The organism is Kitasatospora sp. NPDC058046 (assembly GCF_042885595.1).
Taxonomy (GTDB): Bacteria; Actinomycetota; Actinomycetes; order Streptomycetales; family Streptomycetaceae; genus Kitasatospora.
On the sequence record NZ_JBHVRS010000001.1, the window covers coordinates 778,801 to 800,875 of the forward strand.

General features: G+C 70.7%; 19 protein-coding genes. 5 read left to right on the forward strand and 14 right to left on the reverse strand.

The features are described 5' to 3' along the window. Positions 1–125: 125 nt before the first annotated feature. Positions 126–3,818 carry a ribonuclease E/G gene (locus ACFVU7_RS03575; protein ID WP_388044076.1) on the reverse strand — a complete coding sequence of 1,231 codons (3,693 nt, stop codon included), beginning with the start codon at positions 3,816–3,818 and terminating at the stop codon, positions 126–128. Positions 3,819–4,215: 397 nt separating this feature from the next. Then, entirely contained in the window at positions 4,216–5,016 is an 801-nt protein-coding gene (locus ACFVU7_RS03580; protein WP_049659422.1) for a TIGR03936 family radical SAM-associated protein, read from the reverse strand. A 348-nt stretch (positions 5,017–5,364) separates the two neighbouring features. Between ACFVU7_RS03580 and ACFVU7_RS03585 the strand changes: the two genes are divergently transcribed. Next, positions 5,365–6,978, forward strand: a complete 1,614-nt coding sequence (locus tag ACFVU7_RS03585; protein WP_388044078.1) for a recombinase family protein — start codon at positions 5,365–5,367, stop codon at positions 6,976–6,978. 40 nt (positions 6,979–7,018) lie between these two features. On the opposite strand, the gene ACFVU7_RS03590 is transcribed toward ACFVU7_RS03585, so the two are convergent. The 6 genes from ACFVU7_RS03590 to ACFVU7_RS03615 form a co-directional block, all read right to left on the reverse strand. After that, complete coding sequence (locus ACFVU7_RS03590) at positions 7,019–7,180, reverse strand: hypothetical protein (RefSeq protein ID WP_359819946.1); 162 nt, start codon at positions 7,178–7,180, stop codon at positions 7,019–7,021. After that, positions 7,177–8,601 (reverse strand): replication initiator, encoded by a 1,425-nt coding sequence (locus ACFVU7_RS03595; RefSeq protein ID WP_388044080.1) that lies wholly within the window; start codon positions 8,599–8,601, stop codon positions 7,177–7,179. The genes ACFVU7_RS03590 and ACFVU7_RS03595 overlap by 4 nt, the downstream gene beginning before the upstream one ends. Positions 8,602–8,727: 126 nt before the next feature. Next, complete coding sequence (locus tag ACFVU7_RS03600) at positions 8,728–8,919, reverse strand: hypothetical protein (protein WP_074000702.1); 192 nt, start codon at positions 8,917–8,919, stop codon at positions 8,728–8,730. After that, entirely contained in the window at positions 8,919–10,226 is a 1,308-nt protein-coding gene (locus ACFVU7_RS03605) for an FtsK/SpoIIIE domain-containing protein (protein ID WP_388044082.1), read from the reverse strand. Before ACFVU7_RS03605 ends, ACFVU7_RS03600 begins: the two co-directional genes overlap by 1 nt. Further along, complete coding sequence (locus ACFVU7_RS03610; protein WP_074000701.1) at positions 10,223–10,429, reverse strand: hypothetical protein; 207 nt, start codon at positions 10,427–10,429, stop codon at positions 10,223–10,225. Before ACFVU7_RS03610 ends, ACFVU7_RS03605 begins: the two co-directional genes overlap by 4 nt. Next, positions 10,429–10,788, reverse strand: a complete 360-nt coding sequence (locus ACFVU7_RS03615) for a hypothetical protein (RefSeq protein WP_074000700.1) — start codon at positions 10,786–10,788, stop codon at positions 10,429–10,431. Before ACFVU7_RS03615 ends, ACFVU7_RS03610 begins: the two co-directional genes overlap by 1 nt. A gap of 254 nt (positions 10,789–11,042) precedes the next feature. On the opposite strand from ACFVU7_RS03615, the gene ACFVU7_RS03620 reads away from it, so the two are divergent. Continuing rightward, positions 11,043–11,819, forward strand: a complete 777-nt coding sequence (locus ACFVU7_RS03620) for a GntR family transcriptional regulator (protein WP_388044087.1) — start codon at positions 11,043–11,045, stop codon at positions 11,817–11,819. Positions 11,820–12,225: 406 nt separating this feature from the next. Here the strand turns inward: ACFVU7_RS03620 and ACFVU7_RS03625 are convergent, their stop codons facing one another. The 5 genes from ACFVU7_RS03625 to ACFVU7_RS03645 all read right to left on the reverse strand — a co-directional run bounded on the left by ACFVU7_RS03625 (position 12,226) and on the right by ACFVU7_RS03645 (position 15,709). Continuing rightward, a complete protein-coding gene (locus ACFVU7_RS03625; RefSeq protein WP_388044090.1) occupies positions 12,226–13,575 on the reverse strand; it encodes a hypothetical protein in 1,350 nt (449 codons plus the stop codon). 464 nt (positions 13,576–14,039) lie between these two features. Further along, positions 14,040–14,333 carry a hypothetical protein gene (locus ACFVU7_RS03630; RefSeq protein ID WP_388044092.1) on the reverse strand — a complete coding sequence of 98 codons (294 nt, stop codon included), beginning with the start codon at positions 14,331–14,333 and terminating at the stop codon, positions 14,040–14,042. Positions 14,334–14,494: 161 nt separating this feature from the next. Then, a complete protein-coding gene (locus ACFVU7_RS03635) occupies positions 14,495–14,782 on the reverse strand; it encodes a hypothetical protein (protein WP_388044094.1) in 288 nt (95 codons plus the stop codon). Further along, positions 14,779–15,099 (reverse strand): hypothetical protein, encoded by a 321-nt coding sequence (locus ACFVU7_RS03640; protein ID WP_388044096.1) that lies wholly within the window; start codon positions 15,097–15,099, stop codon positions 14,779–14,781. Before ACFVU7_RS03640 ends, ACFVU7_RS03635 begins: the two co-directional genes overlap by 4 nt. Before the next feature lie 145 nt (positions 15,100–15,244). Further along, complete coding sequence (locus ACFVU7_RS03645) at positions 15,245–15,709, reverse strand: ATP-binding protein (RefSeq protein ID WP_388044098.1); 465 nt, start codon at positions 15,707–15,709, stop codon at positions 15,245–15,247. A gap of 173 nt (positions 15,710–15,882) precedes the next feature. Between ACFVU7_RS03645 and ACFVU7_RS03650 the strand changes: the two genes are divergently transcribed. Then, a complete protein-coding gene (locus ACFVU7_RS03650) occupies positions 15,883–17,154 on the forward strand; it encodes a hypothetical protein (protein ID WP_388044100.1) in 1,272 nt (423 codons plus the stop codon). 25 nt (positions 17,155–17,179) lie between these two features. Beyond that, entirely contained in the window at positions 17,180–17,893 is a 714-nt protein-coding gene (locus ACFVU7_RS03655) for a creatininase family protein (RefSeq protein ID WP_388044102.1), read from the forward strand. 313 nt (positions 17,894–18,206) lie between these two features. Here ACFVU7_RS03655 and ACFVU7_RS03660 read toward each other — a convergent pair whose 3' ends face one another. Then, positions 18,207–20,150, reverse strand: a complete 1,944-nt coding sequence (locus ACFVU7_RS03660) for a TIGR03960 family B12-binding radical SAM protein (protein WP_388044104.1) — start codon at positions 20,148–20,150, stop codon at positions 18,207–18,209. A 548-nt stretch (positions 20,151–20,698) separates the two neighbouring features. Here ACFVU7_RS03660 and ACFVU7_RS03665 point away from each other — a divergent pair. After that, a complete protein-coding gene (locus tag ACFVU7_RS03665; protein ID WP_388044106.1) occupies positions 20,699–22,003 on the forward strand; it encodes a M14 family zinc carboxypeptidase in 1,305 nt (434 codons plus the stop codon). Positions 22,004–22,075: the final 72 nt, after the last annotated feature.

A 22,075-nucleotide genomic window follows, 5' to 3' on the forward strand; every position in this document is an offset into this window, starting at 1 on the left:
AAGGTGATGTGCTCGGGAGCAATGGCGTAGACACGCCGATGGTCAAGAATACGGACCGGCCGCCCGGGGGGCAAACCGGCCCGTACGGCCCGGGGCGGGATCACTCCCGCCCCGGGGCGTGGGCACTACTCGGACGCCGTATCACCCTCGGCGGCCGCGGCCTTCTTGGCCGCCGCGCTCGTCCGCTTGGTGGCGGTCTTGCGGGCGGTGGTCTTCTTGGCCGCCGTGGTGGTCTTCTTGGCGGCGGTCTTCTTCGCGGCGGTCTTGCGGGCGGCCCGCTTCTTCGGCGCCGGCGCCTCCTCGGCGGCGGCCTCGACGGCCTCGGCGGTCTCCGGTGCCTCGACGGCCTCCGGAGCCTCGGCGACGACCGCGGCCTCCGCGGCCACGACCGGCTCACCCGGCGCCTCGGTGACGGCCTCGGCCGCGGCTTCCGCGACCGCCGGGGCGGCGGCCTCCAGGGCCGCCTCCAGCGCCGCCTCGGCCTTGGCCTGGAGCACCACGATCTCGGCGGTGCCCGGGGAGCCCGCCGGAGCGGTCGCCTTGCGCACCGCGCGGCGGCGCGGACGGCCCGCCGGAGCGGCGGCCGGGGCCTCCGCCACGGGAGCCTCAACGACCGGGGCCGGGATGGCGGGAGCCGCCTCGGCCGGGGCCTCGACGCCCGGGACCTCCAGGGCCAGCTGGCCCTCGATCTCCTCGCGCACCGGCTCGGCCGGCTCGGCGAAGGCCTCCACCGCGACCGGCTCGGCCGCCACGGCCACCGCGGCCTCGACGGCCTGCGGCTCCTCGTGGCCCGCGCCGCCCTTGCCCCGGCGACGGCGCTTGCCGCTGCCCGCACCGGCCTCGCCCGCCACCACGGGGGTGTGGACGTGGGCGCTCGGCTGCTCCATGTGGACGATCACGCCGCGGCCGTTGCAGTGCACGCACGGCTCGGAGAAGGACTCCAGCAGGCCCTGGCCGACCCGCTTGCGGGTCATCTGGACCAGGCCCAGCGAGGTGACCTCGGCCACCTGGTGCTTGGTCCGGTCCCGGCCCAGGCACTCCAGCAGGCGGCGCAGCACCAGGTCGCGGTTGGACTCCAGCACCATGTCGATGAAGTCGATCACGATGATGCCGCCGAGGTCGCGCAGCCGCAGCTGGCGCACGATCTCCTCGGCCGCCTCGATGTTGTTCCGGGTGACCGTCTCCTCCAGGTTGCCGCCTTGGCCGACGAACTTCCCGGTGTTGACGTCGATGACGACCATCGCCTCGGTGCGGTCGATCACCAGCGAACCGCCGCTGGGCAGCCAGACCTTGCGGTCCAGCGCCTTCATCAGCTGCTCGTCGATCCGGTAGGTGGCGAACACGTCCACCTCGGAGGTCCACCGCTGGAGCCGCTCGGCGAGGTCCGGGGCCACGTTGGAGACGTACTCGTGGATGGTCTTCCACGCCTCGTCGCCGGAGACGATGACCTTGGTGAAGTCCTCGTTGAAGATGTCGCGGACGACCCGGACGGTCATGTCCGGCTCGCCGTACAGCAGCGCCGGGGCGTTGCCGGTCGCGGCCTTCTTCTGGATGTCCTCCCACTGCTGCTGGAGGCGCTGGACGTCGCGGGTCAGCTCCTCCTCGGAGGCGCCCTCGGCGGCGGTGCGCACGATGACGCCCGCGTCGTCCGGGACGATCTTCTTGAGGATCTGCTTCAGCCGGGCGCGCTCGTTCTCCGGGAGCTTGCGCGAGATGCCGGTCATCGAGCCCTCGGGCACGTACACCAGGTAGCGGCCGGGCAGCGAGATCTGGCTGGTCAGGCGGGCGCCCTTGTGGCCGATCGGGTCCTTGGAGACCTGCACCAGCACGGACTGGCCGGACTTCAGCACCGACTCGATCCGGCGCGGGCCGCCGTGGCCCAGCGCGCCGAAGTTGACCTCGCCGGCGTACAGCACCGCGTTGCGGCCCTTGCCGATGTCGACGAAGGCGGCCTCCATCGACGGCAGCACGTTCTGGACCTTGCCCAGGTAGACGTTGCCGACGTACGAGGTGGCCTGCTCCTTGTTGACGTAGTGCTCGACCAGCACGCCGTCCTCGAGGACGCCGATCTGGGTCCGCTGGCCGCTCTGGCGCACCACCATGACGCGCTCGACCGACTCGCGGCGGGCCAGGAACTCGGCCTCGGTGATGATCGGCACCCGGCGGCGGCCCAGCTCGCGGCCCTCGCGGCGGCGCTGCTTCTTGGCCTCCAGACGGGTCGAGCCCTTGATGGACTGCACCTCGTCCGGGTCGAACGACGGCTCGGTGGAGCGGCGGCGCGGCTCGCGCACCTTCACCACCGTACGGACGCCGTCCTCGGTGGTCTCGGCGGTCTCGACGGCGCCGGCCTCACCGCTGCGGCGGCGACGGCGACGGCGACGGCGCGACGAGGACAGGCCGGCGGCCAGGTCGTCGTCCTCCTCGCCCTCCTCCTCGGCGACGGCCTCGGCCGACTCCTCGACGGACTGCTCGGTCTCGACGGCCTCGGCGGCCTCGAACTCCTCGGCCTCACCGCGGCGACGGCGGCGACCGCCCCGGCGGCGACGGCGCGACGGACGGCCGTCCTCCCACTCGTCCTCGGTCTCCGGACCGGCGGCGGGGGCCTCGACGGCGGGCGCCTCGACGACCGGGACCTCGACGACGGGCGCCGCGACCGGCGCCTTCGCCGCGGCCTTGGCGGCCTTCGCGGCGGCCTTCACCGGAGCCTGGGCACCCGACTTGCGACGGGTCGGCTCGACCCGGGTGCGGACCCGGCGGCGACGGCCGACACCGCTGTACTCGAACTCGTCGTCCTCCTCCTCGCGCCCGGCCTGCACCGGGGCCGCGGCCGGAGCCTCGGCCTTCGCCGGGGCGGCGGCGGGCTGCTGCGGAGCGGCCTGCGCCACCGGAGCGGACGGCGCGGCCGGTGCCGCCTGAGCGGACGGCGCGACGAAGGCGGCGGGCTCCTGGAACACCGGCGCCTGGAAGACGGCGGTGGCCGGGCGGACCGCACGGCGGCGCACCCGGTGGGGCGGCTCGACCTCGGCGGCCGGGGCGGCAGCGGCGGGCCGGGCGGCCGGCGCGGCGGCGGGGGCCTCGACGGCCTCCTCCTCGGGCTCCTCCGCGACGGCGGGCTCCTCGGCCTGCGGCTCCTCGGCGGCGGGCTCCGCCACCGGGGCCTCGACGACCGGCGCGGCCTCGACCACGCGACGGCGGCGGGGGCGGCGGGCCGGAGCGGCCGGGGCCTCCTCGGCCACCGGCTCGGCGGCGGGGGCCTCCACGGCGGGGGTCTCGACGGCCGGCGCCTCGACGACGGGGGCCGCGGCCTCGGCCACGGGGGCACCGGCGGGCGCCTCGGCGCGCTTGCGGGTACGACGGGCCCGGACGGGCTTCTCGGCGGCCGGCTCGGCCGTCGGCTCGGCGGTCTCCGCCTTCGCGGCCTTGGCGGCCCTGGTGGTCTTCGAGGCCTTCGCGGCCTTCACGGGGACCTCGGCCACCGGGGACTCGACGGCCTCCGGCGCGGTCACCACGATCGGGGTGGCCTCCGGCGCCCCGGCCGGGGCCTCGGCGCGCTTACGGGTACGGCGGGCCCGGACGGGCTTCTCGGCGGCCGGCTCGGCCGTCGGCTCCACGGCCGGAGCCGGGGCGGCCGCGGGGGCCTCGGCCGGCACCACCGTCTCGGCCGCGTCGGCGGCCGCACCCTGCGGGGTACCCGCCGGGCGGGACACCGCGCGGCGGCGACGGCGCGGCGGTGCGGCGGACGCGCCCTCACCACCGGTCGCGGCGGTTTCGTTCTGTTCCGTGGCCGCAGTCTGCTGCGGATCGGTGTTATCGAGCATGCGGGTGGATCTCCCGTCAGGCCCCCGGGCTCCGCATCCGGGCACGGCACGGCACCGCTGGGCGGCCGGCATCACGACGATGCCTGGACCGGACCCTTGGAACGGTGCCGCCGCGCGGACGCGAGGCCGCACAGGGGCTCGTAGTCTCGCTCGGCGCCCCGCACACGGCGGGGTGTCGAAAGTCTTCTGGTCTGACCAGTCTTCTGAGGTTTTCCCAAGCTGCGCCGTCCCCCAACCCCGGGTGGCTCCCGGACGGGGTCCCGGACCGGCCGACCTTCCTGGTCGGCAGGCCCCGGTTGGCAGGCCTGCGCTGCGACGACGCTCGCTCCCCTGGGGAGCCGCGGGAACCCTGGAGGACCGTCGGGCCCAGTGAGGCACTGGGCCCGGCCTCCCCCCGCTAGGCGGACGCGGTAGCGTGCGGCCCTGCTGCCGGCTCCGAGCCGACCGGGGCCGCTGCGCGGTCGAGCGCCAGCGGGTCGGTCACCGTGCCGGACTCCTCGTCGAGCGGCCCCTGCGCCAGCCTGGTCACCTCTGCGGGGACCGGCGGCGCCAGGTCGGCCGTCACACGGAGACCGGACAATACGTCGTCGGGTCGTACGGCTGGTGTGGCGTGTCGTACTACCAGGCGCAGTATCGCACAGGGACGGCCGGTCCGAACATCGCGGTCGGTTCCGGCCCCGGCGTCCGCACCGGCCTCGACCTGGGCCGGGACGGCTTCCAGCGCCGCCACCGCGCCCCGCGCGTCGAAGACCCGCAGGCCGTTCTTGGTGCGGCGCTCGACCTCGACCCGCTCGGCGGCGAGGAAGCGCGCGACCGCGTCGGCGGCCGCGTCGGGCTCGACACCGTCCAGCCGGAGCAGCCACTCGGAGGCCTCCAGGCGCTCCACGAAGTTCGGCGTCCGCACCTCGACCGCGTCGATCACGTCCAGGCCCGTCGGCAGCGACTCGTCCAGCTGCGCCCGCAGCTGCTCGGGGTCACGGACAGCGGCCAGGCCGATCTCCAGGTACTCCGCCTCGCTCGCCACCCCGGTCGGGGCCGCGTTCGCGTAGGAGACCTTCGGGTGCGGGGTGAAGCCGGCCGAATAGGCCATCGGAACGGCGGACCGGCGCAGGGCGCGCTCGAAAGCGCGCTGGAAGTCGCGGTGGCTGGTGAAGCGGAGCCGGCCGCGCTTGGTGTAGCGGAGACGAATCCGCTGCACCGTCGGCGCGGGCGGCGGACCGTCGGGCGTACGGCGTGCCAGGGTCGCTCAGTCCTTAGTCAGTTGTCCCCGTCCGGCGTGGCGTCTTCCCGCCACTGTCCGGACTCTGTCACCTCAAAGGGTACGCGCCCCGCCACCCCCCTCGCTCCGCCCCTGGTCAGCCACCGGTCCCCGGCACGCCGCGACCCCCGGCCGAATCAGTCCGGCCGGGGGTCGCGGGTGTGACGTGCGCTACTTGTTGACGACCGTCAGGGGGAGCATCTTCTTGCCGGTGGGGCCGATCTGGATCTGGGTGTCCATCTGGGGCTAGATAGAGGCAGTCCCAAAACCGTCGAAGGGGTCACCGGCATGGCGAAGCGCACCCGTACGACACGCGCCGCGCAGCAGAAGGCGTACACGGTCGAGGCCGAGTGGACCGCCGCAGATCTGGCACTGCTGGCGGACCTGATGAGAGCCGAGGCCGCCCTTCCGGCGGACGCGCCCCGGGCCCTGCTCTCGGTCCGGCTGTCCGTACTGACGGAGGACACCACCTCCCCCGTCCGCCAGGAGCTCGACCTCCGCCGCGAGGCCCTGAACCGGGGGTGCCGCGTGGTCGGCGTCGCCAGCGACCTGAACGTGTCCGCCACCAAAGTGCCCCCGTGGAAGCGGAAGCAGCTGGGCGACTGGCTGAACAACCGGGCGCCGAAGTTCGACGTGCTGCTGTTCTGGAAGCTCGACCGGTTCATCCGACGGCTGTCCGACCTGCACACGATGATCGACTGGGCGTTGAAGTACGGGAAGAACCTGGTCTCCAAGCACGACTCGATCGACCTGACCACGGTCGTCGGCAAGATCCTGGTGACGCTGATCGGCGGCATCGCGGAGATCGAGGCCACCAACACGAGCACCCGGGTCGCGAGCCTCTGGGACTACGCCAAGACCCAGTCCGCCTGGCTGGTCGGCAAGCCGGCCTTCGGCTACACAACCGCCGAGGACGAGAACGGGAACGTCATCCTCGCCATCGATGCCGACGCCCACAAGGCCCTGCACTGGTGCCGACGCTTGGCCCGCCGGGACGTCTCCGCCACCCGCATGGTCAAGCTGCTCAAGCGCGCGGGTCTCGCCAGCGACGGCCTCACGGCCACGACCCTCCTCCGCCAGCTCCGCAACCCCGCCTTGATGGGCTACCGAGTAGAAGAGGAGAAGAAGGGCGGCGCCCGCCGGTCCAAGCTCGTCCTGGACAAGGCCGGGAAGCCCATCAGGGTCGCGGAGGCCGTCTTCGCCGACGAGGAGTTCAACGAGCTCCAAGCGGATCTCGACAAACGCAGCAAGAACCAGCCCCAGCGCCGGCCCGGTGGAGCCACGCGGTTCCTCGGGGTCTTCATCTGCGTCGACTGCAAGACGAACATGTTGGAGCAGCGGAACCGCGTCAAGGACCGGGTGTACGAGTACCTGCGGTGCCAGGGCTGCAAGGGCGGTGGCCTGGGCGCCACCAACCCCGACGCGATCAACGCCAAGCTCGTCCTCGACGTGCTGTCGGTCCTCGGCGACGAGCCCGTGCAGGTGCGCGAGTACGCACGAGGCGCAGAAGCACGCGCCCATGTGGCGCAGCTTGAGGAGTCCGTCTCCTACTACATGAAGGAACTGGAACCCGGCGGCCGGTACGCCAAGACCAGGTTCACGCGCGAGCAGGCGGAGCAGACGCTGGACAAGCTGATCACCGAACTCGGGGAGATCGACCCCGAGACCACCGAGGATCGGTGGGTGAACGTGACCAACGGGAAGACGTTCCGGCAGCAGTGGGAGGACGGCGGTACCGAGGCCATGGCGGCGGACCTCCTGAGGGTGGGCGTCCGCTGCGAGGTCACCCGGACCAAGGTCCAGGGTCAGCGGGCTCCCGCGATCAAACTGCGGCTCCTGATCCCTAAGGACTACCGCGACCGGCTGATCGTGAAGGAGGACGACTTCGCGAGCAAGCTCTGACGGCGGCAGCCCCCGTCATCACGGCGGGGGCTGCTAACCGTCAGTGCTTGGCCGAGTCGTACGGCTCCTCGTGCCCGTCGGCGTCCACGATGACGATCTCGCTCTCGATGACCAGGGCCCGGAGCACCATCGGGCGCAACGGTGCCGGTGCTGCCTCGCACGGACTCGCCGCTGCTCCGGCCCCCGCCTGCTTGGTCGTCACGGTCTCTCCCCTGCCTGCTCCGCGCGGACGATCTCCCGGTTGGTGGCGAGGTCTTCGGCGATGCCGGCAGCGATGAGCGCTTCGGCCGGGGTGTGCCCGGTTCCGACGAAGCGCCAGGCACCTTCGGCCACGGTCCCGTCGTCCCAGTCCGCGTACAGGCCGCAGGCGTGTTCGGCGCGGGCGGCTCTGAGCTGCCCATATGTAGTGGAGTAGGCCCGCGTCTTGGTCAGGCAGTGCCCCCGGTACCCGAGCATGTGGGCCCAGGCCCGAAGCCGCAGGTGCTGAAGTTCGGGCAGGCCGCCGAGGCGCCAGGCAGTGGCGATGAGGGCGCGGACGTGCGGGCTGACCCGCAGGGCCTGTATCTCCGCCAGAGACTCGATGCGACGGTCGACAGCGCCGGCGGCCTCCACACTCTTGCTCGTGTACTTGGCGACGTAGGCCGCCACGGCATCGTCCGAGATGTGCCCGCCACCTCCCTTTATAAGGGGGTGCACATCCAGCTGAGCGCCGAAGCCGAGCCGTCCACCGCCGGAGGCCATCAAGTCGGGACCCGGGAGCGCCACGGCAGCGGCCGCCGAGCGGACGGCCTCCAGCAGGAGGTCTTCTGCTGCCCACGGCGGAGGCGGAGTAGTGGGACCGTCCGGGCCGTCGAGTCTGATGACGGCGTGGAAGTGGACGGCGCCACGCTTCTGGTACTCGGCGACCTTGGCGGTGGAGACCCTGACCAGGGTGCGCACCTCTGAGCGGCCGACGCCCGCCCCGGTGGCGAGGTGGTGGTACAGGTTGTCGCGGAAGGCCTTCCACAGGGCCGGGGCCATGGCGTTCCACAGGACGTGCCCAGGGTAGTCGTAGCAGTCCGCGCAGAGCGGTTGCCCGACGAGCGGGTCAGCCTCCAGGTGGGTTCGACCGCAGCCTTGGCGGCCGTTGTGCTCACACCGTCGACGCCGAGCCGGGTGGCAGTCGCCCGCCCGGTGCACCGGCCCGAACGATGGCGCGGTCAGGGTGACGAACAACCGCGGGTGCGTCCGTACCGTTTCCGGGACACCCTTGCCGCCGACCAGGCCGGAGCGGACCAGGTGGAAGGTGTCGCCGCTGTGCTCCCAGGAGCAGGGCGCGCAGCGGGAGGCCCGCCGGTTGCGGCAGCGGACGGCAAGCCGGCCACCGGGTTCGGTGGCGGTCGAGTAGTGGCGCAGGACTTCGCCGGTGTCGGGGTCGACCATGGTGGTGTGCCCCGCGAGGTAGACCGGTTCGGCACAGCCACCGGTGGTACGGATCTGCTCCAGCCAGCGGCTCAGGTCCGGCATCTCACCGAGGCGGACGAAGTCACGTTCTGTCGGCGGCAGTTGGCACAGCCGCGCCTCCCGGTCGAGGAGGGCGCGGCGTGCGGTGGGGTCGGTGTACGGGTTGGTACTGGCGGTCATGGTGGATGTCTCCAGGGCCAGGGTCTGCCGGGCCCCGGCCGGGCCAGGCATGCGGTGGCGCGGCCGGGGGCGGCGGTGGGACGGGCGGGCTGGGTGGCTGGTCGGGTTGGCACGTGATCACGCCTCTCAGGTGGTGTGGGTGAGTCCCTGGACGAGCCAGGTCACCGCGTAGACGACGGGGTCGGCCCAGCCGATGCGGTCGAGGTAGATCCCGAGGACGCCGACGAGGACGACGTGCCAGATCTTGAGTTCGCCGGAGCGGACCAGGAGGTAGGTGACGAGGGCCAGGACGGCGGTCAGGATGAGAGCGGCGGCCATCAGATGTAGACCCCTTCGTTCGGCTCGTCCGCCGTGTGGAGGCCGGGCCAGGACGGAGCCAGCCGGGCGTGCTTCCTTGCCGCTCGGCGTGCCTGTTCGGGGGTGACGTGGACGGACCGGGCGCGGGTCCACCGGCCGTCGGCGCCAACCGTGATGGCGACGCCCTGCTCAGCGGCGGTGATCTGCTGAGCAGCGGCCAGGGCATCCTTGTCGAGATCGCCGAGCACCATCTCCGCCGTCCCCGCATCGTTCACCCGGTGGCAGACCCGGCCGGCCAACTGGGCCCGCAAGGCGGTCACCCCGGGCCCGAGGTCGGAGCCGACCCGTTGTCCCGCGACCACCAGGTGGACGCCCAGAGCGGCACCGAGCTGGGCGAGCCGGAGCAGGTTGGTGGAGATCTCTCCCACCTCCGCCTTGTCGTCCCTGGTCGCCACCAGGTACAGCTCCGCTACCTCGTCCACGATGACGACGACCGGCATCTTGCGAAGCTTCGGCGGCAGGTCCCAGACGGACCGGGCCCCGACCGAGCGGCACAGCTGCATCCGGGCTTCGGTCTCCGCGACCAGCTCCGCGAGCAGGTGGGCGGCTTCCGCCCGGGTGGCCGCCAGAGCCGACAGCCGGTCCTCGAACAGGGACAGCTCCATGCCGCCCTTGAGGTCGATGCCGAACAGGGCGACGCGTTGCGGGGCGAGTTCCTTCACCAGCGCGGCGATGAGGGTGGACTTCCCGGAGCGGGTCGCGCCGACGATCAGCCAGTGCGGCGCTCGCCGCAGGTCGATCGTCCAGGCCCGGCCGTCCTCCAACAGCCCGACCACCGCCCGCAGCAGCCTCTGCTTCAACCGGTACGGCGCCACCGGCGTGATCAGCGGGTCCCAGGCGAGCGCCGAGAGGGTGACGAACCCGCGCTCGTCCGCGACCAGCCGTACCGCGTGCACCCGCCAGGCATGGGTGAGCGCGTCGAGGGCCTCGGCGAAGTGCTCGGGCACCTGCCCGGGGTGAAGCCGCACCCGCACGTCGACGCCGCCCCGCCGGCAGTTCGCCACGCCCAGACGGGGCGGAGTCGGCCGCAGCGGATCCCCGCGGACCATCAAGTCCCCGACTCGGGCCCGTCCAGGACGCTTGGCCACGGCGAGGCCGAGGTTCGTGGTCAGACGCCGCCACGTCACCCGGACTCGGATCACGGTCGCCGGGTAGCCGAACAGGTGCCACCAGAGGTAGGGGTGGCTGCGCCTCAGCACCGGGGCCATGCTGAGCGCGATGAGCACCGTTGCCAGCATCGCCACCCAGAGCAGTTGAAGGACGATCACAGCCGTCCCCCGTTCTCCACCGCCGTGTTGTGGGCCACGGTCTCCAGGTCACGGGCCTGACCGGCAACCTTGGTAGCGATGCCGGCGATGTGGTCGAAAAGCTGAGCCCCCTCGTCGTCCCGCCCGAACGGGTCGACCTCTTCGGCCAGGTCGCCGAGTTCACGCAGCAGGCCGCGCAGCTTCACGCGGGTCGCGCCGCTCATCAGGCGTCGCCGCCCTTGCGGGAGGCCGCCGGAGCCGGGACGGCAACCGGAACCGGGGTGATGGCGTCGGCCCGGAAGGACAGGCCGTGCCGGTCCCCCATCGCCCAGGAGAAGGCCGTCAGGCCGGTGACGTGCACCCGCACGCCCTCCACGACGCCGACCGGTTCGCCGGACACGCTGATCTCGATGATCGAGGCCCGCCGGCCGTCCTGCCGGACCGCGACCCCGACCGTGTAGACGGTCTGGCCCTCCCGGTCCTTCCTGATCTCCCCGGTCTCGCGGTTCGCGATCCGCGCTTCGGGGGCAACGATGCAGGTCATCGCGCCGAGCCGGGTTCCGTCCACGGGAATGGACTGCATGAGCGCACACTCCTCTGGCACCAAGGGCCGCATGACATCAGTCGTCAAACGTACTTACCTTTGGCGCCTCGATGATGCTCCTCCTTGACGCCCCGACGCAAGCAATTCATGCTTACGTTTAACGGCTAGCAACTGATGACAGACCTAGAGATGCCGCCCGACCAGGGCAAACGACCACAGACGAACCCTCGAAAACGACACGGCACACGCGAAGCGGGCCCGTTCCCCGGCGTCCGCACCAAGGGGTCAACACCATGGCGATCATTCGGAACGAGGCACTGCACAAGCAGGTGGCGGCGGCGATGCGACAGTCGATCGCCACCGGCGAATGGCCCCCCGGCACCCAGCTGCCCACCGAAACCGATCTCGCCGAGACCTACGGCGTCTCCCGCCCCACCGTCAGGCTCGCCGTCGCCGCCCTCCGCAGCGAGGGCCAGTTGGACGTGAAGCAAGGCCGCGGCACCTTCGTCCGCGCCGCCGTCCACGGCCCGAGCAGCAGCCTGAACCGGACCATCACCGCCCAGGGCGACACCTTCTCAACGCCCGTCGACGCCTGGTTCGACCACGCCGAGAAACCCACGGTCTACCGCACCCGCACCGACGCCGTCACCGCACCGCTGCTGGAGATGGACCAGGACGAACTGATGCTCGGCTGCGACCGCCTCCTCGCCGACCCCACCGGCAACGGCCGCGCCCTCCACCGCCTCCTGCTCCCCATGGAGCGCATCGAGGCCACCCCGCTCGCCCAACAGCCCACCGCCACCCCGACCGAGGCCTACGCGGCGCTCGCCGCCGCCGGCCGCGACCTCACCTGGCGCGAGCGGGTCAGCGCCCGGGTCCCCCAGCCCGACGAGCGCGAAGCCCTCCAACTCTCTGAAGCTGCCGTCCTCCTGATCGCGTACCGCATCACCTGCGACCAGGCCACCGGCCTCCCCCTCATCCTCGAAGAGACCCGCCTCGGCGCCGAAACCACCGCCCTCACCTACGCCATCGACGCCCACAAACCCAAGCGCGCCAAGGCCTCCCGCTAACCACCCCGAACACACCGAAGCCCCCATGTCCACATCGGGCACGGGGGCTGTCGCAACTCTTCTTCACTTACTCAAGGGCGCGCACAGCGCGCCAGCGCGCGGCCCTGCCGCTCGCCGTCGCTCCTGTCTTGCGCCCCGCTCCGGCGGCGGCCGGCCGCGCACGTTGGGCGTGCGGCCGGGAGGGATGCCGAGGTTAGAGCCCGCCGGGGCTGGGGGCGGGCAGCTCCGCGGTTTTACCCACCTCCCAGGCTCGGGACCCGAGTCGAGCAAGAACGGGGGGCCACTCGGCCAAATTGCGGTCAGGCCCAGAAGCCCTGACCGAGTCGCAACAGCTTACGGCCCCCCGATCACGCTCGACCCCAAACCAGGCAGGACACCGGCCAAAACCGCTCCGCCACCCTGGCGCTCACTTCACCCCGGCCCACGAGGAAAGAATTGACGCAGGGTTTGCGTTTCCGATAGAGAGGGCCGACTGCAAGATCGGAGAGAATGTCGAGATTGCAATCTCAGTAATTACATCCTCGATGCCGCCTCTAAGTTGACCAAGACCCTCAATGAACTTCATCTCGCCAGGATTCACAGATTCGCCGATTGCGGAATACCTGTTGCGCCTGGTGCTCATTGCTGAACGAACGAAGTGCTCGCGGGCATCGTTGCCAACCTTCTCAGTTGTTACGATAACCGGAAGTTCTGGCTGAAAAATGCCCACCTTGGCCCCGAAGGAGTAGGCGTTGCCTAGGTTGAACTCCTTGTCCTTGAGTTCGAAGAGTACGAGGCGCCCGTAGATCTCTGCCATGCAGTCGACTTCTTCACCAGAATATTCCTGCTCCATCCTGATATGCGTAATCGGGATACCGAAATCAATAAGTTGCTGCAGCACGAGAATCGAGAGCCAGGTACTACTGTCGAGCACTGATCGCCCGAAACCTGTGACACTGAGTGCCTTTTCTTGCTTCTCGGTCGACAAGGGCCTGCCGCAAGCACAGCGAATGCCGATCCTGTCTAGCTCTGCCAGGGAATCGGCAGAACTGATTCGGCTCACTTGGGCTGAGGTCTTGCTGCAGATGACCACGACCTCGGTCTCGACTATCTCATTGTCGATCAAGAGTTGCACAATTTCATCGATCCTTCCCCTCTCCTTAGGGGGGATCTGCTTGGCGGCGTCACCCAACAGAAGCCCACTTGATGACTTTATGGCAATGGCGAGCATGCGCGTGGACTTATCCGAAAGGATGTTCGCTGCATTCAGCTCTTGCGGGGTTGGGGGCTTCGTTCCATTGGGGGATCCTTGCGCAATCTCCCTAATTCGTCGAGATGGCTGCGGGGCCTCCTTTAGGTCAACTCCCCAGAGTTTCTTGATAAGGTTTTCAAATTCACCCAGGTCGGGGTCTTCGACCGATGGCATTCCATAGGTTACTCGAATTCCAAGATCTTTCTCTTCCGTTACGGTAATGCCTCCCCCATCTTCGTTTCGACGCTGTCGTCGGCGCACGTTTTCCAGCATTTGGATAACGATCAGAACGCTGCCGAATGTGTAAACCTCGGCATCGATGGTGCCATCGTCAATTACGTATCGACCTCGCGAATTCGAGAATCGCTCTGACGTTCGTATCGATGACTCCGGAATCCCGAAAAGCTTCGCTTGCTGCGCCACCAGTGGCGTGACAATGGGCTGATAGGTTGCAGGAAGCTTGGTCGTCAGTTCAGAAATTCCCCCGACTGGGTGCGAGGCCACAGCAGCGGACTTGGAGATCATGCGCAACATGTTCACACTTTGACAGGTGGATGTGGCGGCCGCTAGTGACTTGACAAATTCCGGTGGGGGATGTCATGCCGCACTGCGGGGGCAGCCCCTGCGTGCCTTGTCAGCGGGCTCTCGCTGCAAGCACGGCACACTGATAAGGATGAAGACGTTCGCCCTAGGTCAGCAGTCGCAGGGTGGTCTTGTTGGACGCCTGCCCGCGCTCGGTCTGTTGTTCGCGGGACGGTCGACCCACGCCACTCGCGCGCCAGATTCGGCAGTACATTTGCGGTCAATCGCGGGCACTGGCGGCGAGATGGGCCGGAAACCGGCAGGGTGGCTGATCCGCAGGTCACGCCCGGTCTCGAAACGCCTGTGCTTGTGAAGAGGGGGTGAACAATCCACCTCCCACCCCTCAGCACCAGACCCCGGTCGGGAGTGAATGACGAGTGCAGGTGGGGTGCCTGTACTGGCCCTTGTCACGTCAGTTCGCCACGGACGTTGGCCGCCAAGCAAAGCAGTTCCTTGAGGCTCATCCAGCCCTCCAGGATGCCCTCAAGGCGGACCAGCGCCCCACCCTGAGCATCGGTGTCGGCGATCGCCCGCAAGTGCGATCGATCCACGCCGCATGCTGCCAACAGGGTGTTCACCTCATCCGCCGTCTGCCGCGCGGCCCTCCAGCCGGCGGCGTAGTCCACTCCCGACAGCCACACCCACGAGTCAGGGTCGAGGCTCGCCGCCAACTCCGCACCGAAGTCGTCGTCCCCGTCCAACTGTGCTTCAACTCCCCTGGTCAAGAACTGAACCGGCCGTCCACGCACTGGCATGCCGAGGAGCCCGATACCATCGGCATCGGGTTCCGACCCACCGGACCACCCCTCTCCCGCCAAGGTTCCGGGGTGGTCCGGCACGTCTTCAGTTGTCCCTGATCAGGTCAGGTGCGGTCCCGCGTCGGCTGCTCGCAGTCGAAGATCCGCCGGAACAGCTCCGCCTCGGTCAGGTCGAGCAGCGGATCGTCAACACCGGTCTTCTCCCGCCAGATCCGCCGCATGAGCTGCAACCGCTGGTCTTCGGAGAAGTCGGGCTCCGCGTACCACGCCAACGCGTCGCGGTGCGCGGCCCGCCGGCTCGGCGAGACGGCCCGCACCGGCCAGGTGAACTGGCCGTCCAGCAGCCACCAGGTCGAGAGCCGGTCCCATCGGGCCCGCAGATGCCGGATCACTGGGCTGTCCCGGGGTCGGTGGGGTACAGGCGGACCACGGTCGGGGTCAGGTCGAGGAAGGCCAGGGCCCGCACCTCTCCGTGCGTCGCGAGTCGTCGCCCGATCGCCTGCTCCTCCGACGGCCCGAACAGCTCGACGAAGTAGTCCTGCTGGTCCGGGCTGAGCGGAAGCGTGCCGACCACCGTCAGGAGCGCCGCCATCGCCTCCGGCAGCTTGCCGAAGTGCTCGGGCTCCATGAGGCCTTGGACTTCCAGGACCACCGGGAAGGGGTACGGGGCGGCCAGCTCCGGTGTATCAGGGACTCCAATCGGCGTCACTTCCCCGACACCTCCCCCGCCCGACGCGGGTGCCACCTGTGGACACCAACCGTCTGCCCGTTCACCACGATGCTTCGGGTCAGCGCCTTCCTCAGCCCCGCGCCGCAGTAGAAGCACCGCGTCGCCGTCCCGGAGGGCCGCCTGCTCATTCCACACCGCCTTCCGGGCCCACCAGGGCCCAAACGATCTTTCCGACACCTTCAGGGCGGGGCTCGAAGCCCCACTCCAGGGACAGGGCTTCCACCAGGTGCAGCCCACGCCCCGAGACGTCGCCCGGGTCGGCGGCACACCGGATCGCGGGCTTCTCGCTGCTCGCGTCGTGCACCTCGATCCGCAACTGGTCGCACGCCATCTCGAACCGGACAGCGATCTCGCGCCCGGGCGAAACTCGCGCGTGCACCACCGCGTTGGCCACCAGTTCACCGAGCACCAGTTGGCCGTCGCCCATGAGGGCCGTGCCGCCCGGGATGCTCTGGAGGAAGTCACGCAGGTGGCTCCTGGCCACCGTCGCGGACCGCCTGTGCCGCGCGAGTCGCACCTCGAACGCTGGTATCCCGTTGCCCGGCTTGTAGGGTTCGGAGCCGTCGCGGGGGTCTCCCGAGCTGGTCACGTGCACCGCCTCCCGATGCCCAATGGGCGGCCCGAACCCGAACGTCCCGGCCCTTGGTGCCAGGTTGCCGAGAGGGAATGCGGACTTCGTACCCAAGCTGGTTGCCCACTGTGGGTAAACTCACAGGTAATCAACTTGCTTGCAGCGGCTGCTGATCGACAGCGGGGGCAAAGGTGACCGAGGCTCGCGTACCGGACCGGCTCCCCGCGAGCCTGCTGTCCAACCCGGAGATGATCACTGCGTGTCGAAGACGAGACTTCGCCGCCGTGTTCCGGTTGCTCAAACTGGCGGGGATCTACCCATCGCTCATCGCTCGCGCCTGTGACATGACACCAAGCCGGGTCGGTGAGGTCCTGTCCGGCAAGCGCAGGATCGAGAAGATCGATCTGATTGAGCGGATCGCCGACGGCCTTCACATTCCGGGCCGCCTGCTCGGCTTGGCTTCTCGGTCATGGGAGCTGGAGGCCCCGGTCCAGCATCCCCGCCGCCGCCCGCCTGAGCCTGCCGACAGCGGACAAGGCCTCAGCGCCCCGATCGACCCCGAGTTCTTCGTCAGCCACCTGCGCGGTGTGATGCCCGGCCACTACAAGGCCGCGAACCTGCTCGGCTCCCGCCACGCGCTCGACGCCGTGACACGACACCTCCAACTGCTCGACCGTCTCCAGCAGGCCATCGGGGGCCGCGACCGCGAGGAACTCCTCACCATCGGCACTCGTACCGCGGAGTTCCTGGGCTGGTTGAACCAGGACCTCGGGGACTTCGACCGAGCCCTGTTCTGGTCGGACCGCGCAATGGAATGGGCGCAGGAGGCCGGCGACGACGTGATGGCCGCCTACGTACTCTTCCGGAAGAGCAACCAGGCCACCGCCCAGCGCAACGCCCAGAAGGCCGTCAGCCTTGCCCGCGCGGCCCAGCGGTCGGTCGGGGCCACCCACCGGATCCGGGCGCTGGCGGCGCAGCAGGAAGCACAGGGTCACGCGCTGATGGGCAACCCGCGCTTTGCGCAGGCGAAGTTCGACGAGGCTCACGAGATCGCCGCCGCGCCGGATGACTCACACGCCGACGATGCCCTTGATCTGGCGTACTGCACACCGACCTACATCGAGATGCAGCGTGCGAACTGCCTGATCGAACTCGGCGACCCGCACACAGCGGTGGGCATGTTGGAGGCGGAACTCCAGGTCCTGCCGCCGGTCTACCGCAACGACCAGGGTGTCTACCTCTCCCGACTTGCCCGCGCCTATGCCGTGTCCGGCGAGCCGGAGCAGGCGGCCACCGCGGCCGACCGAGCACTGTCCATCGCCGTCGACACCGAGTCGGCGCGCGCGATGTCCGAGCTGACCGCCGCGGGTAAGGCCCTCCAGCGGTGGAGTGCCGTGCCCGAAGTGGCCACGTTCACCCGCCGCCTGGCGCTGATGGGCAGTGGGAGCCCTCTCGACCACTGACGGTCCGATGGGAGAGGCTGGGCCCATGGACGCACTGATCACGGCCGCCACCTCCGCAGACGAACGCCGGCGCGGCGCCAAGATCGCCGTGCTGCCGGTCGGCAGCTTCGAGCAGCACGGCGATCACCTGCCCCTGATCACCGACACCGTCGTCGCCAGCCTGATCGCCCACCGGATCGCCACCGACTACGACCTGTTCCTCCTGCCGCCCGTCACCCTGTCCTGCTCGCACGAGCACGCCCACATGGCGGGCACCGTGAGCATCAGCGCCGCCACGCTCTACGCCGTGATCAACGACACATGGAGGTCACTCCAGGCGTCCGGCGTCCCCGGCCTGCTGATCGTGAACGGGCACGGCGGGAACTACGTCCTCTCCAACGTGGTCCAGGAGGCCAACACCGAGGGCCCACGCGTCGCCCTCTTCCCGGTCCGCGAGGACTGGCACCAGGCCCGCGAGGCCGCAGCCCTGGAGAGCAGCGGCGGCGAGGACATGCACGGCGGCGAGTTGGAGGTCTCGCTCCTCCTCCACGGCGCCCCCCACCTCGTCCGCGAGGGCATCGAGGGCGACGACCACGACGCCCCGGAACGCCCCCACCTCCTCACGCTGGGCATGGCCGGCTACACCGACAACGGCATCATCGGCCGCCCGTCCCTCGGTACCGCCGAAAAGGGCGGGGCCATCCTGGAGAGCCTGTCCAAGTCGGCCGCCGGGCACCTGTCACTCATCAGAGGTAGCTGACAGCCACCGGCCATCACTCGAAGGCGTTCAGCACTCCATCGAACGCAGGAGCCCTCCCCGACAGGATCGGGGAGGGCTCTGGGCGTGGCCTCAGCGGGTCAGACCCACTCGATGGAGGACTCGATGTCCGGGGCGCTCCGGGCGGCGGGCAGGGGGGTCTTCCGGCCCCTCTGCCGGGCCTCCCGTGGGGCCGGGGCGGGCCCGCCCGGGGCGCGCGTCACACCGAGCGCGCCCAGGACGAGCTGTCGTTCACCCTCCGAGAGGCTGTGAAATACGTCACACAGCTCGCCGAGCGTGTCCCCCATGCCTCTGGTTAACCCTGCTGGCCAGTGGCGTTGACGACCGTCAGCGGCAGCATCTTCTTGCCCGTCGGGCCGATTTGTATGGCCGTGTCCATCTGGGGGCACACGCCGCAGTCGAAGCACGGGGTCCAGCGGCAGTCGTCGACCTCGACCTCCTCCAGGGCGTCCTGCCAGTCCTCCCAGAGCCAGTCCTTGTCGAGGCCGCTGTCCAGGTGGTCCCAGGGCAGCACCTCCTCGTAGGTGCGCTCGCGGGTGGTGTACCAGTCGACGTCGACGCCGGTGCCGGCCAGGCCCTTCTCGGCGCAGGCCATCCAGCGGTCGTAGGAGAAGTACTCGCGCCAGCCGTCGAAGCGGCCGCCGTCCTCGTAGACCTCGCGGATGATCGCGCCGACCCGGCGGTCGCCGCGGGAGAGCAGGCCCTCGACGATGCCCGGCTTGCCGTCGTGGTAGCGGTAGCCGATGTTCTTGCCGTACTTGCGGTCGCCGCGGATGGAGTCGCGCAGCTTGGCCAGGCGGGCGTCGGTGGCCTCGGCGGACAGCTGCGGGGCCCACTGGAACGGGGTGTGCGGCTTGGGCACGAACCCGCCGATGGAGACGGTGCAGCGGATGTCGTTCTGGCCGGTGACCTCGCGGCCCTTCTGGATGACGTTCTTCGCCATCTCGCCGATCTGGAGCACGTCCTCGTCGGTCTCGGTGGGCAGGCCGCACATGAAGTACAGCTTCACCTGGCGCCAGCCGTTGCCGTACGCGGTGGCGACGGTGCGGATCAGGTCCTCCTCCGACACCATCTTGTTGATGACCTTGCGCATGCGCTCGCTGCCGCCCTCGGGGGCGAAGGTGAGGCCCGAGCGGCGCCCGTTGCGGGACAGCTCGTTGGCGAGGTCGATGTTGAAGGCGTCGACGCGGGTGGACGGCAGCGACAGGCCGATCTTGTCCTCGGTGTAGCGGTCCGCCAGGCCCTTGGCGATGTCGCCGATCTCGGTGTGGTCGGCGCTGGACAGCGACAGCAGGCCGACCTCCTCGAAGCCGGTCGCCTTCAGCCCGCGCTCCACCATCTCGCCGATGCCGGTGATGCTTCGCTCCCGCACGGGGCGCGTGATCATGCCGGCCTGGCAGAAGCGGCAGCCGCGGGTGCAGCCGCGGAAGATCTCCACGGACATCCGCTCGTGCACGGTCTCGGCGAGCGGGACCAGCGGCTGCTTCGGGTACGGCCACTCGTCGAGGTCCATCACGGTGTGCTTGGACACCCGCCACGGCACGCCGGGGGCGTTCGGCACGACGCGGCCGATCCGGCCGTCGGCCAGGTACTCCACGTCGTAGAACTTGGGGACGTAGACCCCGCCGGTGCGGGCCAGGCGCAGCAGCAGCTCGTCCCGGCCGCCCGGGCGGCCCTCGGCCTTCCAGCCGCGGATGATCTCCGTGATGTCGAGGACGGCCTGCTCGCCGTCGCCGACCACGGCGCAGTCGATGAAGTCCGCGATCGGCTCCGGGTTGAAGGCCGCGTGGCCGCCGGCCAGGACGATCGGGTCGTCGATGGTGCGGTCCTTGGCCTCCAGCGGGATGCCGGCCAGGTCGAGCGCGGTCAGCATGTTCGTGTAGCCGAGCTCGGTGGAGAACGACAGGCCGAACACGTCGAAGGCCTTCACCGGGCGGTGGGCGTCCACGGTGAACTGCGGGACGTGGTGCTCGCGCATCAGCGCCTCGAGGTCCGGCCAGACGCTGTAGGTGCGCTCGGCGAGCACACCCTCACGCTCGTTCAGCACCTCGTAGAGGATCATGACGCCCTGGTTGGGCAGCCCGACCTCGTAGGCGTCGGGGTACATCAGCGCCCAGCGGACGTCGCAGGCGTCCCAGTCCTTGACGGTCGAGTTCAGCTCGCCGCCGACGTACTGGATCGGCTTCTGGACGTGCGGGAGGAGGGCCTCCAGGCGTGGGAAGACCGATTCGACAGTCATGTACTAGGAACCCTTACGACGTGATTCGGTGCCGCGAGTCGGCACGGGAGGGGTGACCCTCAAGGGTAGCCCAATCCGGGGAACGGGCCGTCTGCCCCGGATCACGGGTCCTCCGCGCTCCGGCGCGACCCCGGACGGGCCGGTCTCCGCCCGCACCCGCCGGTGTCCACCGGTGCCCACCGGTGGCCTCCCGAGCCCGCTGGTGCCCGCCCCGGCACGCGCGGTGGGCGCCCGCCGGCCGGTCCCGTCCGCCGTTGACACGCCCGGACGGCCCGTGCGGTACTGACAGGGCTCCGCCAAAGACATCTGCACCCCTTCCGGACAAGGAAGTTGAGTCGTACGCTCGGCCCTCGTCGGTTTTCCGGCCGGCACGCCTCTCCCTCCCCACGGGCCGCCCACGGACGGCCCCGTCCGTCCCCGCACGGCCGCCGTTCCCGGCCCGCGGTGCCACGCCCAGCCCCGTCCCCCTCCCCCGCCCGCACGCCGTGCCCGGCGGCGCACCCGCACGCCCGCGCCCCGGCGGCCGTACGACCGGCGCAAGGAGAACCATGACCGACACCGGTCGGCGGATCCGCCCGCTCCGGACCCTCGACACCCGGCCGGCCCGCTACCCGACGCCGGCCCAGGCCGAGTCCGCCGCACGGCGGCTCGCCCTGCGGCACCCGGACCGCTGCCGGCTGCGCGAGGTGGGCCGCTCCCGGGCCGGCCGCCCGCTGCTGCTGCTCTCCGTGGACCGCGGCCCGCGGGCCGTCCTGGTGGTCGGCGGCCCGCACCCCAACGAACCGATCGGCACCGCCGGGACCGTCCGGCTCGCCGAGGTGCTGCTCGACCGCCCCGCCCGCCCCGGACTCTCCTGGCACCTGCTGCTCTGCCTCGACCCCGACGGCGCCGCGCTCAACGCCGGCTGGCTGGACGGCCCGCTCACCATGCGGCGCCACTACGAGCACTTCTTCCGCCCCTCCTTCGAGGAGCAGCCCGAGCTGCTGCCCGCCCCCGGCTCCGGCCGCCCGCCGATGCCGGAGAGCCTGGCGCTGACCGGACTGATCGACGAACTGCGCCCGTTCCTCCAGTGCTCGCTGCACGGGGTGGACTTCGGCGGCGCGTTCGCCCAGCTCACCCGCCCCGTCCCGGGCCTGGCCGGGCGCTTCGCCCGCTCCGCGCAACGGGCCGGCGTGCCGCTCGACGTGGACTCCTACGACGCGATCGGCTGGCCCAGCCCGGACCCGGGCACCTACCTGATGCCGTCTCCGGGCGCCGGCGGCTCCCGGGCCCTGCCGGACGAGCCCGAGCTGTCCACCTGGTCGTACGCGGCCCGGTACGGCGCGGTCTCCGCGGTGCTGGAGGTCCCGATGTGGGCCGTCGACGCGGTCGGCGACGCCCACCGCCACCCGGCCGGCCCGCAGGCCCTCGCGGCCGCCGCCCGCGACCTCACCACACGCGCCGCGGACCTCACCGCCCTGCTCCCGACCGTCCGCGCGCACCGGCCCGGGGCGCCCGGCCACGAGGCGTACGGCCCGCTGCTGCGCACCGCCGAGTCCAGCCTGGCGGTCGCCCCGCGGGTGGCCGAGGAGTGGCTGGAGCGCTGGGGCGCCGAACCGCTCACCGCCTCCCGGGTGACCACCGCCGGACTGGTCGCCGCCCGCGTACCGCTGCGGGTCGCGTCGATCCTGCTGCGGCTGCTCGCCGACACCCGCGGCCCCGGCGTCGAGGCCGCCCGCGACCGCGCCCGCACCGTCGTCGCCGACAGCCTCGACCGGCTGCGCCACCGCTTCGGCACCCGCTGGGTGCCCGTCCAGGAGCAACTCGCCCACCAGACCCGCGCCGTCCTCACCACCGCCGACTGCCTGCTCTGAAACCCGCCCCGGCCCCGGACACGACAACGCCCCTCGGACACGACAACGCCCCTCGGACACGACAACGGGGCC

What these genes read in the sequence shown, in the direction of transcription:
- ACFVU7_RS03575 (WP_388044076.1), bottom strand. Translation starts at nt 3,818, where the DNA reads ATGCTCGATAACACCGATCCGCAGCAGACTGCGGCCACGGAACAGAAC.
- ACFVU7_RS03585 (WP_388044078.1), top strand. Translation starts at nt 5,365, where the DNA reads ATGGCGAAGCGCACCCGTACGACACGCGCCGCGCAGCAGAAGGCGTAC.
- ACFVU7_RS03595 (WP_388044080.1), bottom strand. Translation starts at nt 8,601, where the DNA reads ATGACCGCCAGTACCAACCCGTACACCGACCCCACCGCACGCCGCGCC.
- ACFVU7_RS03600 (WP_074000702.1), bottom strand. Translation starts at nt 8,919, where the DNA reads ATGGCCGCCGCTCTCATCCTGACCGCCGTCCTGGCCCTCGTCACCTAC.
- ACFVU7_RS03610 (WP_074000701.1), bottom strand. Translation starts at nt 10,429, where the DNA reads ATGAGCGGCGCGACCCGCGTGAAGCTGCGCGGCCTGCTGCGTGAACTC.
- ACFVU7_RS03615 (WP_074000700.1), bottom strand. Translation starts at nt 10,788, where the DNA reads ATGCAGTCCATTCCCGTGGACGGAACCCGGCTCGGCGCGATGACCTGC.
- ACFVU7_RS03620 (WP_388044087.1), top strand. Translation starts at nt 11,043, where the DNA reads ATGGCGATCATTCGGAACGAGGCACTGCACAAGCAGGTGGCGGCGGCG.
- ACFVU7_RS03625 (WP_388044090.1), bottom strand. Translation starts at nt 13,575, where the DNA reads ATGATCTCCAAGTCCGCTGCTGTGGCCTCGCACCCAGTCGGGGGAATT.
- ACFVU7_RS03655 (WP_388044102.1), top strand. Translation starts at nt 17,180, where the DNA reads ATGGACGCACTGATCACGGCCGCCACCTCCGCAGACGAACGCCGGCGC.
- ACFVU7_RS03660 (WP_388044104.1), bottom strand. Translation starts at nt 20,150, where the DNA reads ATGACTGTCGAATCGGTCTTCCCACGCCTGGAGGCCCTCCTCCCGCAC.
- ACFVU7_RS03665 (WP_388044106.1), top strand. Translation starts at nt 20,699, where the DNA reads ATGACCGACACCGGTCGGCGGATCCGCCCGCTCCGGACCCTCGACACC.